The sequence below is a fragment of the Sphingobium sp. R-21 genome (assembly GCF_049913335.1).
Taxonomy (GTDB): domain Bacteria; phylum Pseudomonadota; class Alphaproteobacteria; order Sphingomonadales; family Sphingomonadaceae; genus Sphingobium.
In genome coordinates, this window is record NZ_CP184375.1 from 1015475 (window position 1) to 1030798 (window position 15324).

Here is a 15324-nt window from a genome sequence, read left to right on the forward strand (position 1 = left end):
AGCCATTGCGCAACGGACGAGGGAGCATGAAAGATGCGCAGCTCGGCCCTGACCGCTTTCCGCTTATGAAAAGTGGTTAACATGGATTGGTTTGCCGTTGAAGGCTATCCGGCTCAAGGCGGCAACGTGGTGCATGTTCGGCCGGATCGGCTGCGGCATCGGCAGCATTGTTCCTTTGCCGTTTGACGAATGGTTTGACGTAGATTGGCAGGATCAAGCGGACCTCATGCCCGAGTGATTGAGCATGGCGGCCCCAGAAATGGCTGGTCGCTCAGGCTTCCATCGCAATGATGCAGGAATCCTGCTCGCACAGAAGTTGCTCCATCTTCGCCCGTGACATCGTCCGATTGTACAGAACCGACCCCGCGCGATCCGTTCACAGATCTGGAAGCTCCGCTTTCGCCAAGATGTACCTTCTGCCATCTGCTCCCCCTCCGTGCGCCAGATCGGCGCAATCAGCATCATACGATGTCGGGCCAAGGGGTTGACGCAAGGGACTTTACCGCCAGCGATTTGGATGCCTATTGGCGGTTTCATGACAGATATGCTTCCTGAGAGCCGCGCTGCCTCGACCGTGGTGATCCTGCGCGACCGGCCGGGCGCGGCCGCGGAAATCCTGATGATGGAACGGGCGTCGAGCATGGCCTTTGCCGCAGGGGCACTGGTCTTTCCCGGTGGGGCCGTGGATGCCGGCGACCATGCGCTTGCCGAAAGGATCGCAGGTGGACTGCCTGTGGATGAGGCAGCGGCGCGGATAGCCGCCGTTCGGGAAACCCTGGAGGAAAGCGGCCTTGCCATAGGCTTCACATCTCCTCCGCCGCCGGATCGGCTCCCCCTCATGCGGCAGGCGCTTGCGGCGGGGATGGCCTTTGGCGACATGCTTGACGAGCATGGGCTGGAGATTGCGCTGGATCGGCTGGTGCCCTTCGCCCGCTGGCACCCCGCGCGACTGGAGCACGCGCAGCGCGTTTTCGACACCCGCTTCTATATTGCACGGGCGCCGGAAGGACAGAATGCGAGCGTGGACGCCACCGAAAATGTGCAACTTTTCTGGAGCAGCGCGGCGGACACGATCGCTCGCTGCGACCGGGGGGAGGGGCGGATCATCTTCCCCACCCGCCGCAATCTGGAACGGCTGGCTCAATTCAACGGCTTCGATGATCTGTCGGCGCATGCCTTGTCGATTCCGGTCCAGACGGTCACGCCCTGGTTTGAGGAAAGAGAAGGGGAGCGGCATCTCTGCATTCCCGATCATCTGGGCTATCCGGTTACGTCGGAACCAATGGGGACTGTCCGGCGTGCTTGAGGCATGCGCCGGCTTCACCTCTTTTTGCGCCGCCTTGTCCAGATCGGGGCAATCCTGAGCATTTGCCTGATCGGCTATGCCTATGTCGGTCGCCAGCCTCAGAATGTGCCGTGGACGCCCCTTGATCTGGCCCAGCCGGTCGGCCTGTTCACCGGGCGCAAGCTTGCCCTGCTGACCGCGCATCCCGCCGAATGCCGGGCTCTGCTCGACCGGGCGGGGGTCGCCTATGCGCGCATGAAGCGGGGAGGCAAGGACCAGTGCGCCTATGCCGATGCAGTGCGGCTGGCGCCCGCCAGGGACGCGATCATGCTGGAACCGGCGGCGGTAGCGCCCTCCTGTCCGGTTGCTGCCGGCCTCAAGGTCTGGGAATGGCAGGTCGTCCAGCCAGCCGCTCAGCGCTATTTCGGCCGTGCCGTGCGCCGGATCACGCATTTCGGCGCCTATAGCTGCCGTCGGCTCTATGGCCGCAGCGCCGGGGATTTCAGCGAGCATGCAACGGCCGATGCCATTGACGTGGCGGGCTTCATCCTGACGGACGGCCGCCGGATCGGCGTTGCGGCTGACTGGAGGGGCGAGGGGAAGGAAGCAGAATTTCTGCATGAGGTTCGTGACGGCGCCTGCGGCCTGCTTTCGACCGTCCTGTCGCCCGATTACAATGCGGCCCACCGCGATCACCTGCATCTTGATCAGGCGGAACGTGGCGCGTGGGGTGGGCGCGCCTGCCGTTGAGGTTCCAGGCCGGTCCTAACCCGATATCGTCCTCGAAATCGGCGCGCGAAGCGCCTATGATCCGCGCGTCTTTTCGGAAAGGGAGGACGTCATGCCGCAATTCGTGATCGAACGGGACATGCCTGGCGTCGGCCAGTTATCGGGTGAGCAGCTCAAGGGCGCGGCGCAGGGATCCTGCAATGTGTTGCGCCAGCTCGGCCCGGATATCCAATGGGTCCATAGTTATGTGACGGACGACAGGATCTACTGCATCTATCGTGCGCCGAGCGAGGAATTGATCCGCCAGCATGCCGAAATGGCGGGTTTCCCCGCAAACAGCATTGCCCGAATATACGCGACGATCGATCCGACAACGGCCGACTAATCTGTCTGGCGAAAGGGGTGGCGATGGTAAGCGCCTCATGCTCCTTCGCTTGAGCATGAGGCAGGATAACCCCTATTGCCGCAGCCTTTCGATCGCCTGCGCCAGCGCGACATAGAGCTTGCCCATGTCGGACGACAGGATCGCCACGCCCAGCGCATTGCCGTCACGGGCCGACAGGATGATCCGCAGCATCGATTCGAAGTCGTGGATGTAGCGATTCACATGTTCCTGAAATTCAGGATCATTGTCGTAATGCAGGGCAATTTCGCGGGATTCGCCCGCGTCGAGCAATTTGACGGCGCGGCGGGTGAAGACGCCGCGGTCGCCCTTCAGATAGGCTGACCAGGCCGAATCCGTCACATCATTGGAGAGTATCTTCGAAACATCGATCGCCGTGCTGTTGAGCGATTCGATGATCAGCGCGGACCGTCGCGCGAAATGGTCGCGGTCGCGGTCTTCGGCGACGCGATCGGCCTCCTCTATCCGCGCCTCCAGGCTGGCGCTGGTGTCTGCGATGGTCAGGAGCTGGCGGGTCAGGCGGTCGGAGGCCTGATGGGCGGCCTTGACGGCTTCCTCCGCCACCCTGGCGACCATTTCGATCTGGGCCGTGACCTTTTCGTCGATCGCGCGCTGCATGGCCTGTTCACTGGCGTCGGCAAGCGCGTTTGCCGCTTCGGGAATGGCGCGGCTCAACGCCTGGCGGGCGCGTTCGGCCGCCTGGTCGGCCGTGTCCTTGACGCGGAGCAACGCCGTGACGAGCAGTGGCCCCGCGCCTTCGGTGATGCGGGTCGCGTCCTGATGCGCATTGTCGAGCGCGGTGCGCAGCTTTTCCACCAATTCGCGATTGGCATCGACGCCGCTTTGCGTGCTTTCCAGCCATTCGGACAGGCGGCGTCCCTGGCCGCGGAGCAACTCCTCCGCCTCCTGGGTCCGGCCGAGCAGCGCCTCGGATATGGCCTCCAGCCGCTCGATCTCCGGCGCGGCACTGTCGAGCAGGGTGCGGCTGGTTTCGATCCTGCCGTCGAAGCGCTGGAGCGCCGCAGGGAAGGTTTCGTCAAGTTCGCGGACGCTGGAATCAAGCGCGACCATCAGCGTTTCTGCGCTGCCTATCAGCTTTTCGGCGGTCAGCCCGCCCGCCGCCAGGGCGGCGTCGATGCGCTGCGTTTCGGCCGTCAGGCGCGATAGCGCTTCGGTCAGCCGCTCATTGCGGGCGAGAGCAGACTCTTCCATCGCGGCAAAGCGGGACTGCGCAGAATCGACCGCCTCGTCCAGGCTGCGCTGCAGGCCGGAGACAAGCGTGCGCTGGCCCTCGACCAGATTATTGATCAGGTGCAGGCGACTTTCGATCTCACCCACATGATCCGCAAGGTTGGCGACGGTTTCATCCCCGATGGCGGCGATGCTGTCGCGCGACCGGGCGATGAGCGCCTCCAGCGCCTCCGTGTGGTGGATGATGCCCTCGTCCGTCAGCCTGATGCCCTCATGGGTCTGTGCCACGGCCGCTTCCACTCGCTGGCGCAGCTCGGCCTCCACGGTTTCGGCATCGCGGGCCAGGGTGGAGAGGGCGGACTGGCTGGTAGCTGCAATCCCGGCCTGCGCACCTTCTATAAGGGCCTTGAGCGATGTGGCCTGCGCGGTCAGATTGGCGTCGACCGCCGCCATGGTTTCCTGGGCGCGCCCATGCGTGGTTTCCAGGCGGTGCAGCACGTCGATCTCGACGCGGTTCAGTTCCTGCGTCAGCAGGGCGATGACCGACTGGGTGGTCTCCGCTATTTCCGACTTGGTCCGCTCGGTGAGGCCACTCAGCACGATCGACTTCTGTTCGATGTCGAGCCAGCTCTCCTCCATCGCCTTGCGCGCGCTCAGGGTCGTCGCCTCGATCCGGCCGGAAGCGAGATCCGCCATGCCGGTCACTTCCTGCGTCGCCGAGCGCGTGGCCTCCTGAAGTTCCGTGAGCTGGCTGGACAGGCTCTTGGTCGCGGACAGCGTCCGGCTGCGGGCATCGTCGGAAACCTCGCCCAGCGCATGCAGCCGCGCTTCCAGCATGTCGATGCGTTCCGCCAGCGCGTGGCCATTGTCGACGATCTGGGCCGACATGCGCGTCGCGCGATCCTCCAACGCCGGGATCGAGGTGGCCAGCGCTTCCATGCGCTGGACAAGCGCCAGTCCGGCCCGTTCGGCCGCTTCGGCGCGTTCGGCGGTGCTGTGGGCGCGGCTCGCGATCAGCTCGGCCGACGCCTCCATATTGCTGCTGGCGGCCGCACCATAGCTGTCGAGCAGTTCCGCCTGGTCCTGCATGGTCTGGCGTGCGGTCTGGAGCTGGCTGGCGATTCGCGCAACCCGCCGCTCCAGCAGTTCCGCTTCGGTCCTGAGGGCGCGGGCGGTGTCGAGATAGCGGCGGGATTCGCCGCGGCTGTTCCGCAAAAGCAGCAGGTAACAGACACCCAGCAGGATAAGCGGGACCATGATGGTCGCAACCAGTCCCGGCCATGCCGCGGGCCCGGCGCGCCATTGCCCCGACGACAGCGTCGCCCAGCCGGCAAAGCCGGTCCAGCCAAGGCCGGCGACGAGGAAGGCCCAGGCTGCGGCCGGCATACCATGCCCGTCGCCCTCTGCGGCCATGGCCTCATCCTCCAGGTCCAGAACGGCCTGTTTCAATAGCAGGGTGTCGTCCGCCTGCGCCGTGTCATCGGCCGGTGCTTCCTTGTCCCGCCAGAATTCGACGATTGTGCTGCCCCCATTCATGCGAGCCATCCTAGCAGCTTTTGCGCGTACGAAAATGCCCTGTTACCAAAACTTAACGCAAGCCAGATAGCGTTGACCCCATGTCCTATGATCCAGGCGCCCTGAATGCCGCTCTTGCCGCCGCTGTCGGCGACGACAGACCGCTGATCGAGGATCTGCGCGTCGCCTTCATCGAAAGCGCGGAGCGGCAGGTCGATCTGCTGGGGCGTTCGCGCTGCGACGCGAACTGGCAGCTCGCCGCATGGCGGCTGAAGGGGCTGGCCGCGAGTTTCGGCCTGACCGCCCTGATGGCGATGGCTGATGAAGCGGCCGACGCCGCGCCGGGGGATCCGCGCATATTGCGGCGGTTGCGCGCCGCTCTCGACGATCTCATGCAAGGTTGACGCGTCAGTCCGCTTGCGCGATCGCGTCCGCCTTGTAACAAGGTGGGCTAAACAAGGATCGGGTCGGTTTCATCACGCATGACTTTTGCGGCTATTCTCAGCGCGAGCCGGGCTGGCGGCGATTCGGCCGGATCGCTTCGCGCCGGCCTGCACTTCGCCGGACAGACGCTGGTGGAATATCAGGCGCGGCAGGCCGTGCGCGCAGGGGCCGACCGGGTGATGATCCTGGTCAGCGTCATCACGCCCGCCCTGTCGCAGGCCGTCGACCGGCTGTCGGCTGACGGCATCGCCATCGCACTGGTCCGCGACATGGTGTCGATGGTGCGCGATGCCCCCCGCGACGCTGACGCCCTGCTGGTCGCGGACGGCGCAATCATCGGGCAGGACTATTTCGAAGCCATGGCGGCGCAGCAGGGCGACGCCCTGCTGGTGACGGACGACAGTCGGGCCAGCGCTCCCTTCGAACGGATCGACGCCGGACAACGCTGGGCCGGGCTCGTCCGGGTCAGTCCGGACCTGTTGTTCAACACGCTCGACATGATCGGGGACTGGGATCTGGCGCTGACGCTGGTACGGGGCGCGGTGCAGGCCGGCGCGCGCCGGATCACCGTGCCGCAGGACGACCTGATGGAAGGCCGCGTCGCGCTGGTGGAAACGCAGGAGCAGGCGGATCTGGCGGCGCAGGCGGTGCTTGCCAGCGGACCGCGGCTCCGGCGTGTCCGGGGTGCAGCCGAACATTATCTGCTGGGCCCCGCCGCCCGGCTGATCAGTCCGGCGCTGATGCGCATGCAGGTTCCGGCATTGCAGGTGCGGATTGCCGCCATGGCGTTGGGGGCGATCGCGCTGGTGCCGATCGAACTGCTCTGGACGGGCACCGGCTTCTGCCTGCTGCTGGCGTCGCTGCTGCTGGCGGAGACCGCTGACCGGCTGGACGAGATGGCGCTGCGGCCGCTGCCTGTCGGCTGGATCGCCTTTATCGTGCCGGCTTTTGTTCTGGGGGGGATCGCTCTCGCGGGAGAAGGAACGATCGCGACCTATCTGGCGCTGCTGCTGGCGATCATCCAGATGGCGGATCGCTGGCAGAAGGCGGGACCAGCTCGCCCATGGATGATCTTCACGCCCGCCAGCGCGCTCTTACCCCTGCTGTTGGCGTCGCTCGCCGGGGCGCTCGCGCTGACGTTCGACCTGGCGATGCTGTGCGCCATCGCGTCGGTGGGAACGATGGTCCTGCTCCGCCGGAATTGAACGATTTTGCCCGTTACGGTTTAGTGCATTTTAACGACGTGCCATTATGCTGGCCGGCATGAGCGCCTTTTCGTCCCTGATCGGACCGACCCAGGCGGACTGCTGGCCAATGGCGCAAGTCATGGCGGGCTTGTCCGCCGTGCCCGTCGGCCATGCCATTGATCTGGCGTTTTTCTTTCCCGATGACGGACGGGAACGGCATGACGCGCTGGTGGCGGAGACCCGGCGGCATCTGGGCGGATGCCTGACCGCCATCGAGATCGGATTGCGCCTGGCGCTGGAGGAAACGCCGGAAATTGCGGCTGCGCTGGCGCCTTGGCCGCAACCCGTCTGCTGGCCGACCCTGTGCGCGCAACCGACACTGCTGGCGCCGCCGCTGCTCGCCCATATGCAGATGCGCGGCGGGATCAGCCTGATGCTGCGCCAGTTTGGTGGTCCCGATGGCGGCGTGGGCAGCGAATCGGAGGTGGAGCCGCTGTTCGCAGCGGGCGACCCGGCCCTGGGTGAGGCGCTGGCCGCACTGATGCTGGCGGAGGGGCGCTGGCTGCTGACCGCGGCGGAGGATCAGCCGATGCAGCCTGATCTGCCCGCCGGCTTTTTCGCGGAATTGCTGTGGACCGCCGCTGCCTGCCTTGCAGCCATCGCCCAGCGGAGCGGCCTGATCGAGGTGGAAGCGGTGCTGCCCGTGGTCGAAGCCGCAGCGCAGCGCCAACTGGCCCGGCATGATGAAGCGACGGGGCCAATCGCGGCGGCGGACAGGCTGGTCCGTCAACTGGACACCCATGCCGATGCGCCTGAACTGATGGCGGCCGCGCTGCAGCACAGGCATTTCCTGCTGTTCGCCGCGCTCGCCGGGCGAAGATTGCGGATGGCGAGCGCGCAGGTCGCCGACATACTGGTCATGGGGCCAGTGGGGCAGGTCGCTGCTCTTTGCCGCGCGCTCGGCGGATCGGACAGCGATTACCGGCAATTGCTGCTGGCGCTGCGGCCGGTGCGGCCATCCCTGTCGGACGCGACCATCGTCGGGGAAGCCATGCGCTATCAGGAACTGAGCGTGGCCCAGGCCGACGCGGCAGTGGGCGCCCTGCGCGCACCGGCAGCGCTGCGCGCGAAGCTCGATCATCTGCGGCGGATCGCCGGTTGATGAACATGCCGGCGCATCCCGCCGTCATCCGGGCCACCGTCGCCTCGGACGGTCGGCTGCTGAGTGCGGACGCGCCCTTGCTTTCCTTGCAACAGGAGGCGGGTGGCGACATCGGCAGCGCGCTGGCGATCCCGCAATTGGCGGCGATGGCGCGACTGGCGACGCATCTGGGCATCGCCCTGTCCCGCCCCGTGGTCGCGGCGGCGGAGCGCGGCGACATCGACATGTGGGTGCGCGCCAGGCCCGAAGACGAACGGGTACAGCTTGCCATCATCGATTGGCATGAGCGGCAAGCAGTGGCGCCCCCGCTCGACCTGGCGCGGCGGGAGACCGACATCGCCGCCCTGTCGGACGGCTGGACATGGCAGATCGACACGCAGCTGCGCTTCCAGATCGTGCTGGAGGGTTTGGGCAGCGAAGGAACGCTTCCCACCGCGCCGCCGGTGCCGGGCAGCCGCTTCACCAGCTATTTCGAACTGCGTGCCGACTCGGACGGCGATCTCGCCATCCTGCGCGGTTTTGCGCAGCGGCGCGCCTTTCGCGACCAGGTAGCCGGATTGACGAGCGACCCCGCGCAGCGCTTCATTCTGTCGGGCTTTCCGATGTTCGACCTTGCCGGGCAACTGGCGGGTTACCGGGGCAAGGCGCTGCCCATGGACCGCGCCGTGTCGGCGCCGCTCGCCACGCCGGAGCCGCTGCTATTCTATCCCGCCGAATTCGGGAAAAGGCTTGATCGTTCCCTGCGCCGTCCCCTGGGGCGGATCATCGCCAATGCGGATTCGATCGCCGCGCAACTGGAGGGGGCGCTGCGGCCGGACTATCTGGGCTACGCCCATGATATTTCGGCGGCGGGGCGCCATCTGATGGCGCTGATCGATGATCTGGCGGACCTGCAGGCGATCGACCGGCCCGATTTCAGCGTGATCGCGGAGGAAGTCGACCTGGCCGACATCGGACGCCGCGCCGCGGGTCTGTTCCTGGTCAAGGCGCGGGATCGGGAAATCGACATTCTGCCACCCGCGCTGGATGCAGCGGAGCCTGCCGTAGGGGAGTTTCGCCGGGCCTTGCAGATCCTCATGAACCTGGTCGGCAATGCGGTGCGCTATGCGCCCGAGGGATCGACCGTGCGGATAGAGACGGGCCGGTCCGGCGGCCAGGCCTGGATCGCCGTGCAGGATCAGGGAGGCGGGATAGCCGTCGACAGTCGCGAGCGCGTCTTTGACAAGTTCGAGCGGCTGGGCCGCAGCGATGCGGGCGGCAGCGGTCTTGGCCTTTACATTTCGCGGCGTCTGGCGCGGGCCATGGGCGGCGACATCCGCATCGACGACGCCCCCGAAGGCGGCGCCCGCTTCATCCTGCTGCTTCCCGCATTGCAGGGATAGGCGGTTTCGGCGCGACCGGAACCGATCGCTGATCAGGAAATAGGTCCGCTGGCATATGGTTGTCCGATCACCTCCGGCGCTTTGGGCGATCTCATTTGGTGGGGTGCTGGCCGCTCGAAATGCAAGCGCCGTCGCTTCGATCGTTGCGATTGTCTTCAAAGCGTCACAATAATGTCATCCAGTAGTAAGACATATTTTCTAGCAGCGCCGATATCAAGGGGGATGAACGACGCGCATGCGTGAGGCTTTCAGCGATACTATCCGGAACCTGGGCAATCGCCTGCCGCCTATCAACTGGCTGTCGGTCGTCGAGAAGCTGTTGCTTGGCCTGCTGGCGTTGCAATGCGCCCGATTGCTCTGGGCGGTGCTGACGCCGGTTGGCAGTTTTGGTCCGTGGGAAGGGCGACAGGCCCATTTCCTCCCCGTCGCGGAGCGGCAGGCCCTGTTTTCCAGCTTCGATCCCTTTTATCGCGGTGGCCTGCAACAGTCGGGCGGCGGCGTCGTGACTTCGCTGGCGCTCACCGTTTACGGCATTCGCCTGAACGAAGGGTCCGGGCTGGGGTCCGCGATCGTCGCGGGCCCGGACGGCGTGCAGAACAGCTTCGCCGTGGGGGAAGAGATCATGCCCGGCGTGGTGCTGAAGGCCGTCGCCTTCGACCATATCACCATCGATCGCGGCGGGGCGGAGGAACAGCTTTTCCTCGACCAGTCCCAACCGGCCCCGACCGCCGCCCCGGATGGCGGAGCGCCTGCCGGAATGCCGGCTTCCCCAATCGTGGGCATGGACAATCCAGGTGCCGACATGGTGAAGCGCGACGTCGGCTTCACCCCGCGAATGCAGAATGGACGCGTCACCGGCCTGATCCTGTCGGCCAGGGGGCCGGGCTTTCAACAGGCGGGCTTCCAGCCCGGCGATATCGTCACCCAGGTCGATGGCCAGCCGATCGGATCGATGAGCGATCTCCAGGCGCTGCAGGGCAAGATCCTGCCCGGCGCGCGCATTTCCCTGACCGTCGAACGCGGGGCCTCGCCCGCCACGATCAACCTGACACTGCAAGGCCAATGACCAGAAAACCGCTTCTTACCGTCGCCATGGCCCTCGCGCTGGCGGCTCCCATCGCATCGCCGGTCATGGCGCAGCAGACGCTGAACGTGCGCGACGCTGACATCCGCGCCTTCATCCAGGATGCGGCACGGGTGACCGGGCGGACCTTCATCATCGACAATCGCGTGTCGGGGAAGGTGTCCGTCGTGACTGACCGCCCCCTGTCCCGGTCCGAATATTTCGAGATATTCCTGTCCACCCTGCGCGCGAACGGCCTGGTGGCGGTGCCGGCGCCCGGCGGCGCCTATCGCATCCAGCCGGCCGATGGCGCGGCGGGCCAGCCCAGCGCCGTGGGCCGGGCGGCCAATCGCAACCAGTTCGTGACGGAGGTGTTCCGCCTGCGCTCCATCGACGCGGCGAGCGCGCTGGAAACGCTGCGGCCGCTTGTCAGCAAGGATGGCTCGGTGACGGCGAACCGGGCGGGCAACAGCGTGGTCGTGGCCGACTATGCCGACAATATCGGGCGCATCCGGCAGGTGATCGCGCGGATCGACCGAGATACTGCCTCGACCACCACGGTCATGCTGAAAAATGCCGGAGCGCGGGAGATCGCGACATCCCTGCAGGCGCTGGTGACGACAGGCGGCGAGGGGGCGGCGAAGCCGGCGACGATCGTGCCCATCGACAGCAGCAACGCCGTCGCGATCCGGGGGGATGCCGGGACGGTGGCGCGGCTGGCGCAGATGGCGCGCGATCTTGACAGGCAGGCGGCGAGCGGGACCGAAATCCGCGTCTATTGGCTGGAACATGCCGACGCGGAAAAACTGCTGCCGGTGTTGCAGCAACTGGTCGGGCAGGCAACTGCCTCGCCCGTGACCGCCTCCACCCCTGCTGCCGGGAACGCGCCCTCTGCAATGCCTGCCGCCGCAGCCGGTTCGGGCGGCGGGGGCAGCAACGGCATCTCGTCGCGTGGCCCCGCCATCGTCACGCGCTATGAAGGCGCCAATGCAATCATCGTCGCGGCCAACAGCGATGTGCAGCGAATGCTGGGCGAGACGATCCGCCAGATCGACACGCGGCGCGAACAGGTGCTGGTGGAGGCGATCATTGTCGAGATCAGCGACGCCGCCGCCAAGAAGCTGGGCGTGCAGTTCCTGATCGGCAGCACCAAGACCGGTTTTGCGGCGACCAACTATTCCAATGCGCAGCCCAATATCCTGACGCTGGCGGGGGCGGTTGCCGCGCGCGAACTAGGCAATGATACCACGGTCGAAACTTCGGCCAACGGCACTGTCACGACCACCACTTCCCATAATAACAGCGATCTGGAGACGACGCTGCAACAGGCGGCCGTCGACAGCCTGATGAATGCGACCGGCGGCTTCGGCGGCGTGGCGACATCGCTCGGCAGGAACGGGATATTCGGCGCGATCATCAATGCCGTCAAATCCGACACCGACAGCAACATCCTGTCCACGCCCTCGGTGATGACGCTGGACAATCAGAAGGCGTCGATCCTGGTCGGCCAGCAGGTGCCGGTGACCACGGGCGAGGCGCTCTCCCAGAATTTCGACAACCAGTTCCGCACTGTCCAGAGGCAGGATGTCGGCATCAAGCTGGAGGTGAAGCCGCAGATCAACACCGGCGGCGCGATCAAGCTGTTCCTGAAGCAGGAGGTGTCCAGCGTCGCCGGCCCGGTGTCGAACAAGGACAGCGACCTCATCATCAACAAGCGCGAGATAGAGACGACCGTGACGGTCGACGATGGCGAGATACTGGCGCTTGGCGGCCTGCTGGACGACAATGAGCGCAAGACGATCGAGCGCATTCCGCTGCTGTCCGATATTCCCGGCCTTGGCGAACTGTTCAAGTCGCGCAGCAAGAGCCGGACCAAGACCAACCTCATGGTCTTCATCCGCCCCACCATCCTTCGGTCCAAGGAAGATGCGCAGAAACTGACGCAGCAGCGCTACGGCTATATTCGCGGCATGCAGTTGCAGCGCAATCCGGACCAGGAACCGGGCATAGACGAGCTGGTGCGCGACTATATGGGCGCGACGCCGCCCGCCGCCGCGCCCCAGCCGGGCGATGCGGTGGTGCAGCCGCCTGCCGAGATCATCGAGCCGACCGCCCGCCAGTCGAGCGGCGTGGTGCGGCCCGTCGAGATTCCTGCCAGCGGAGCGAAGCGGTGAGGGGCTTTCCGAACGGAGGTGGATATGAATGAGCCGCTGATCGTGACGGCCGATATCCCCCCGCATGTCGCGCCGCGAGCGGTGGACATACCCTATGTCTTCGCCCGCAAGCATGGCGTCGTGATGCTGCCGCCGGAGGGGGAAAGGCTGACCATCGCCGTGCGCGAGGGCAGCGATCCGCGGGTGCTGCTGGAAGTGCGGCGGCATCTGGCGCGCAGCTTCGACGTGCGCTTCGTCGATGCCGCGCAATTCGACCGGCATCTGTCGGATCATTATGCGATGGAGGGCAGCGCCGCCGCCATGGCCGGATCGCTCGAGGTCGGGGCGGACGAGCTGGACATATTGGCCGCGGATATCCCGACCGCCGACGACCTGCTCGACAGCGCCGACGATGCCCCCGCCATCCGCCTCATCAACGGCATCATTGCGGAAGCGGCGCGGCAGGGCGTGTCGGACATCCATATCGAACCCTATGAAACCGGGCTGATCGTGCGGATGCGCATCGACGGCGTGCTGCGCGAGACGCTGCGCATGCCGCCGCATGTCGCGCCCGTCGTCGTCAGCCGCATCAAGGTGATGGCGCGGCTCGACATAGCCGAGCGGCGCGTGCCGCAGGACGGGCGGATCGGGTTGACGCTGGGCGGGAAACTGCTCGATGTGCGCGTGTCGACCCTGCCCAGCCGGGCGGGGGAGCGGGTGGTGCTGCGTATCCTGGACAAGGAGAATGCGGGCATGAACCTCGACCTGCTCGGCATGGCCGGGGCGGCGGACCGGATTTTCCGGGACGGGTTGCAGGAGCCGAACGGCATCATCCTCGTCACCGGACCGACCGGGTCGGGCAAGACGACGACGCTCTATGCGGGCCTGCGGCAGCTCAATGACGGCACGCGCAATATCCTGACGGTCGAAGACCCGGTCGAATATGCGATCGACGGCGTCGGACAGACGCAGGTCAATGCGAAGGTCGGCCTGACCTTCGCGGCGGGGCTGAGGGCGATCCTGCGACAGGACCCCGATGTGGTCATGGTCGGCGAAATCCGCGACCGGGAAACGGCGGAGATCGCCGTGCAGGCCTCCCTGACCGGGCATCTGGTGCTGTCCACCGTCCATACCAATGATGCAGTGGGCGCGATCACGCGGATGCGCGACATGCGGGTGGAACCGTTCCTGCTGGCTTCCACCCTGCGCGCCGTCATCGCGCAGAGGCTGGTGCGTCGGCTTTGCCAGAAGTGCCGCGAACCCGTGCAGGCGGACAAGTCGGCCAGCGCGCTGCTGGGCTTCGATCCGGGCACGATCATCTACCGCGCGCGCGGGTGCGAGGCGTGCAACGGCACCGGCTACAAGGGCCGGATCGGGGTGTTCGAGGCGATCAGGGTGGACGACACCATCCGGCGGCTCATCAACGATGGCGGCGATGAATCGCTGATCGCGCGCCACGCCTTTCTGAACGCGCCCAATCTGGGCTCGGCCGCGCGGGCGCTGGTGCGCGACGGCCAGACCACGGCGGAGGAGGCGATCCGCGTGTCGCGGCGCGACGCGGGCGAGGTGGAAACCATCGCCGATGGCTGAGTTCGACTATATCGCCATCGACCCCGCCGGACGGGAGCGCAGCGGCGCGATCAAGGCTGAGACGGTCGAGGACGCGCGGGCGAAGCTGGACTCGCGCAAGCTGTTCATCGTGCGGATCGAGGCTGGCGCGATGGAGAAGGCGCGCAGACGGACAGGGCTGTCCTTCCGGGCGCCCCGCCTCTCCGCCAAGGAACTGACGCTGTTCACCCGGCAATTGTCGACGCTGATCCAGGTCAGTCCGCTGGAGGAGTCGCTCCGCACCATCGGGCGGCAGAGCGAGCAGGCGCATGTCCAGGCGATTGTTGGCAAGGTGCATTCGGGCGTGCTGGAGGGGCGTCGGCTGGCCGATGCCCTGGGCGCCGAGCCGAGGAGCTTTCCGCCGCTCTATCGCGCGATGGTTTCAGCGGGCGAGAGTTCAGGCAGCCTGCCCACGATCATGGAGCGCCTGTCCGACCTGATGGAGCGGCAGGCGGTGATCCGATCGAAGGTGCTGACCGCCATCGCCTATCCTTCCGTGCTCGCTGCCTTTGCGGTGTGCGTGGTCGCGGCGCTGATGATCTTCGTCGTGCCCAAGGTGGTGGAACAGTTCGATACGGTGGGCCAGCAACTGCCGCTGCTCACCCGCATGGTGATGGGGATTTCGGCCTTCCTGGCGGGCTATTGGTGGCTGCTGGCGATCCTGCTGGGGCTGGCCGCCTTCGGCCTTTGGCGCGCGCTGAAGGTGGAGAGCTTCCGCTATCGTTTCGATTCGGTGCTGCTGCGCCTCCCATTGCTGGGGCGGTTGATCCGCGACCTGCACGCAGCGCGGATGGCACGCACGCTCTCGACCATGGTGGCGAGCCGCCTGCCGTTGATGGAGGGCTTGTCGCTCACGACCCAGACGGTGCACAACCGGGTGCTGCGGCAGGCTTCGGAGGAGATTGTGGAGGCCATTCGCGGTGGCGGCAGCCTGTCGGCGGCGCTGCGACGGGCAGGGGTGTTCCCGCCGCTGCTCGTCTACCTCACGGCCAGCGGGGAAAGCGCGGGGCGGCTGGACACCATGCTGGAGCGGGCAGCCGATTATCTGGAGCGGGAGTTCGACAGCTTCACCTCGGCCGCGCTCGCCATGCTGGAGCCGCTGATCATCATAGCGATGGGCGGCATTGTCGCCGTCATCATCCTGTCCATCCTGCTGCCCATCCTGCAATTGCAGAGCCTTACCGGGGCCTGAAGGAGTGAAT

General features: G+C 66.2%; 12 protein-coding genes and 1 pseudogene. 11 read left to right on the plus strand and 2 right to left on the minus strand.

From position 1 onward, the window contains the following. Positions 1-148 precede the first annotated feature (148 nt). Positions 149-295, minus strand: a pseudogene (locus ACN9MX_RS19220) (IS110 family transposase); the annotation flags it as partial. A gap of 249 nt (positions 296-544) precedes the next feature. On the opposite strand from ACN9MX_RS19220, the gene ACN9MX_RS19225 reads away from it, so the two are divergent. From ACN9MX_RS19225 to ACN9MX_RS19235, 3 genes are all read left to right on the plus strand, one after another. Then, entirely contained in the window at positions 545-1306 is a 762-nt protein-coding gene (locus ACN9MX_RS19225; protein ID WP_363737432.1) for an NUDIX hydrolase, read from the plus strand. A gap of 3 nt (positions 1307-1309) precedes the next feature. Further along, the gene (locus ACN9MX_RS19230; RefSeq protein ID WP_363830290.1) at positions 1310-2035 is read left to right on the plus strand and encodes an extensin family protein; all 726 of its coding nucleotides are present in this window, start codon (positions 1310-1312) and stop codon (positions 2033-2035) included. A gap of 91 nt (positions 2036-2126) precedes the next feature. After that, a complete protein-coding gene (locus ACN9MX_RS19235; protein ID WP_363830292.1) occupies positions 2127-2399 on the plus strand; it encodes a DUF4242 domain-containing protein in 273 nt (90 codons plus the stop codon). A 72-nt stretch (positions 2400-2471) separates the two neighbouring features. Here the strand turns inward: ACN9MX_RS19235 and ACN9MX_RS19240 are convergent, their stop codons facing one another. Then, complete coding sequence (locus ACN9MX_RS19240; RefSeq protein ID WP_426387683.1) at positions 2472-5144, minus strand: hypothetical protein; 2673 nt, start codon at positions 5142-5144, stop codon at positions 2472-2474. 80 nt (positions 5145-5224) lie between these two features. On the opposite strand from ACN9MX_RS19240, the gene ACN9MX_RS19245 reads away from it, so the two are divergent. The 8 genes from ACN9MX_RS19245 to gspF all read left to right on the plus strand — a co-directional run bounded on the left by ACN9MX_RS19245 (position 5225) and on the right by gspF (position 15314). Further along, entirely contained in the window at positions 5225-5527 is a 303-nt protein-coding gene (locus ACN9MX_RS19245; RefSeq protein WP_133653981.1) for an Hpt domain-containing protein, read from the plus strand. A 78-nt stretch (positions 5528-5605) separates the two neighbouring features. Next, positions 5606-6772, plus strand: coding sequence for a hypothetical protein (locus ACN9MX_RS19250; protein ID WP_363830298.1), 1167 nt, complete (start codon positions 5606-5608; stop codon positions 6770-6772). A gap of 46 nt (positions 6773-6818) precedes the next feature. Beyond that, positions 6819-7916 carry a hypothetical protein gene (locus ACN9MX_RS19255; RefSeq protein ID WP_363830300.1) on the plus strand — a complete coding sequence of 366 codons (1098 nt, stop codon included), beginning with the start codon at positions 6819-6821 and terminating at the stop codon, positions 7914-7916. Beyond that, positions 7916-9298 carry a sensor histidine kinase gene (locus ACN9MX_RS19260; RefSeq protein WP_363737062.1) on the plus strand — a complete coding sequence of 461 codons (1383 nt, stop codon included), beginning with the start codon at positions 7916-7918 and terminating at the stop codon, positions 9296-9298. Before ACN9MX_RS19255 ends, ACN9MX_RS19260 begins: the two co-directional genes overlap by 1 nt. A 235-nt stretch (positions 9299-9533) precedes the next feature. Further along, the gene (locus ACN9MX_RS19265) at positions 9534-10364 is read left to right on the plus strand and encodes a type II secretion system protein N (RefSeq protein ID WP_363830303.1); all 831 of its coding nucleotides are present in this window, start codon (positions 9534-9536) and stop codon (positions 10362-10364) included. After that, on the plus strand, positions 10361-12535 hold the full coding sequence (gene gspD / locus ACN9MX_RS19270) for a type II secretion system secretin GspD (protein ID WP_363830305.1): 2175 nt from the start codon (positions 10361-10363) through the stop codon (positions 12533-12535). Before ACN9MX_RS19265 ends, gspD begins: the two co-directional genes overlap by 4 nt. A gap of 24 nt (positions 12536-12559) precedes the next feature. Beyond that, the gene (gene gspE / locus ACN9MX_RS19275) at positions 12560-14104 is read left to right on the plus strand and encodes a type II secretion system ATPase GspE (protein WP_363737059.1); all 1545 of its coding nucleotides are present in this window, start codon (positions 12560-12562) and stop codon (positions 14102-14104) included. Continuing rightward, positions 14097-15314 (plus strand): type II secretion system inner membrane protein GspF, encoded by a 1218-nt coding sequence (gene gspF / locus ACN9MX_RS19280; protein WP_363830308.1) that lies wholly within the window; start codon positions 14097-14099, stop codon positions 15312-15314. The genes gspE and gspF overlap by 8 nt, the downstream gene beginning before the upstream one ends. Positions 15315-15324: the final 10 nt, after the last annotated feature.

Excerpts from the sequence above, each read along its gene's own strand:
- ACN9MX_RS19265 (WP_363830303.1), top strand. The coding sequence starts at position 9,534 with ATGCGTGAGGCTTTCAGCGATACTATCCGGAACCTGGGCAATCGCCTG.
- gspE (WP_363737059.1), top strand. The coding sequence starts at position 12,560 with ATGAATGAGCCGCTGATCGTGACGGCCGATATCCCCCCGCATGTCGCG.
- ACN9MX_RS19260 (WP_363737062.1), top strand. The coding sequence starts at position 7,916 with ATGAACATGCCGGCGCATCCCGCCGTCATCCGGGCCACCGTCGCCTCG.
- ACN9MX_RS19225 (WP_363737432.1), top strand. The coding sequence starts at position 545 with ATGCTTCCTGAGAGCCGCGCTGCCTCGACCGTGGTGATCCTGCGCGAC.
- ACN9MX_RS19245 (WP_133653981.1), top strand. The coding sequence starts at position 5,225 with ATGTCCTATGATCCAGGCGCCCTGAATGCCGCTCTTGCCGCCGCTGTC.
- gspF (WP_363830308.1), top strand. The coding sequence starts at position 14,097 with ATGGCTGAGTTCGACTATATCGCCATCGACCCCGCCGGACGGGAGCGC.
- ACN9MX_RS19235 (WP_363830292.1), top strand. The coding sequence starts at position 2,127 with ATGCCGCAATTCGTGATCGAACGGGACATGCCTGGCGTCGGCCAGTTA.
- ACN9MX_RS19240 (WP_426387683.1), bottom strand. The coding sequence starts at position 5,144 with ATGAATGGGGGCAGCACAATCGTCGAATTCTGGCGGGACAAGGAAGCA.
- ACN9MX_RS19250 (WP_363830298.1), top strand. The coding sequence starts at position 5,606 with ATGACTTTTGCGGCTATTCTCAGCGCGAGCCGGGCTGGCGGCGATTCG.
- gspD (WP_363830305.1), top strand. The coding sequence starts at position 10,361 with ATGACCAGAAAACCGCTTCTTACCGTCGCCATGGCCCTCGCGCTGGCG.
- ACN9MX_RS19230 (WP_363830290.1), top strand. The coding sequence starts at position 1,310 with ATGCGCCGGCTTCACCTCTTTTTGCGCCGCCTTGTCCAGATCGGGGCA.
- ACN9MX_RS19255 (WP_363830300.1), top strand. The coding sequence starts at position 6,819 with ATGCTGGCCGGCATGAGCGCCTTTTCGTCCCTGATCGGACCGACCCAG.